This is a genomic window from Rhizobium sp. IBUN (assembly GCF_000510625.1).
Lineage (GTDB): Bacteria > Pseudomonadota > Alphaproteobacteria > Rhizobiales > Rhizobiaceae > Rhizobium > Rhizobium altiplani.
Map to the genome: position 1 here is coordinate 1 of NZ_AZNV01000096.1, position 1,755 is coordinate 1,755.

Annotated in this window: 1 protein-coding gene; it reads left to right on the plus strand. The window is 61.2% G+C overall.

Annotated elements, in window-relative coordinates; all coding sequences use genetic code 11:
- Nucleotides 1-352 precede the first annotated feature (352 nt).
- On the plus strand, nucleotides 353-1,755 hold a 1,403-nt coding region (locus RHIBUN_RS0132945), incomplete at its 3' end, for a methyl-accepting chemotaxis protein (protein WP_025662884.1).

Genomic DNA, 1,755 nt, shown 5'->3' on the forward strand with positions numbered 1-1,755 from the left:
GGGCTGGCGCAGGAAGCAGCAAAGCTGATGCAACTCCTTGCCCAGTTCAACCTGCAGGCAGCATCCCACGGCGCATCATCCTACAGCCGTCGCGCGGCCTGATGTAATCCTGCGAAGACCGGACGCTCGCGCTCGTCGCGGGCGTTCTCGTTGGAGGGCGCGACCAGCGGTGATTAAAAAATATTACTTTTAATCAAATCTTACGGATCTTGGGCTTTAGTGGCGTGCAATGCATGATGCAGGATGGACGTTGTCCGTACCGTTCTACCCACACCATTAAAACGAGTGTTCCCCCAGGCGATCAACAGGAGATTGACTGAAGCACATCGTTCAGCCGCACTGAGGCCGCTCTATGTCCAAATTGAAGATCAAGACGCTTCTTCCGCTTCTTTTTCTGTCCCTTGTCGTCATTGCCCTGGTGCAGGGTGCGATCGCGGCCTTCTCGTTGATCAATCTGGAGGCCAACACCCGGCAGATCGGGGCGCAGAACATTCCGAACACCGAACGGCTCCACGCGATCGTCACGACGCTGAACGACGTTCGTCGCAGCTACGCCGACTACCTCCTTGCAACAGGTAAGACGGACTTCCGCAACGCGGAGACGACACTCAAGGCCCGCCGCCAGCGCCTTGCCACTGCCATTGGCGCCTTCGACAAGCAGCCGAAGAGCGATTACATGAGCCAGAATTTCGGCCGGCTGCAGAAGGCGCTCACCAACGACGCTGCGCTTGCCGACAAGATCATTGCGCTGGCGCTCGACAACAAGCGCAGCCAGGCCAACAGCCTCTATCGCGGCGAACTTTCCATGTCCGCCAACAACATTCAGACGCTCGTCGACGGAATGTTGGCAAAGGATCGGCAGTCGACCGATGCCGCTCTCGCTGCCGCGACCGGTAACTATAACGCAGGCATCTTGTCCATCGTCGGTGGCCTCGTCGTCGCGCTTGCCGTCGCCGTTGCTGCGGCCTTCCTTGCCTGGACGCGCATTTCTCAGCCGATCTCGACGATCGCCACCCGCATGGCCCGTTTGGCGGACGGGGATCTCGACGCGGCCGTCCCTTACGCCGGGCGCAAGGATGAGATCGGCGACATGGCGGCTGCCGTAGCGATCTTCCGCGACAACTCTTTCGCACGCCTCGACCTCGAACGGAGCGCCGAGCACACCCGCGAGCAGGCTCAGCAGGAGCGTTCCCGTAACGAAGCCTCGAAGGCACGTGAAGCCAGCGAGATCCAACATGCCGTCGATGCGCTTGCCGAAGCGCTGGGCGCTCTCTCGGAAGGCGATCTCACGCGGACGATCGAGACGCCTTTTGCCGACCACCTCGACCGGCTGCGCAGTGATTTCAATTCCTCCGTGGCCAAGTTGCGGGCTGTTCTTCAGGAGGTCGGTGACAACGCTCATGCGATCGACGCGGGCGCCGGAGAAATCCGCACCGCCTCGGACGGGCTTGCCCGCCGCACTGAACAGCAGGCTGCCTCCATCGAAGAAACGGCAGCCGCGCTCGAAGAAATTACGACGACCGTCAAGGACACAGCGCGCCGTGCCGAGGAAGCCGGCACGCTGGTCACTCGAACCCGCAACGGCGCCGAAGAGTCCGGCAACATCGTCCGCAAGGCGGTCTCGGCAATGACCGAGATCGAGCAGTCGTCGCAGAAGATTGCCAATATCATCAGTGTCATCGACGACATTGCCTTCCAGACCAACCTGCTGGCGCTGAATGCCGGTGTCGAGGCGGCACGCGCAGGCGAAGCCGG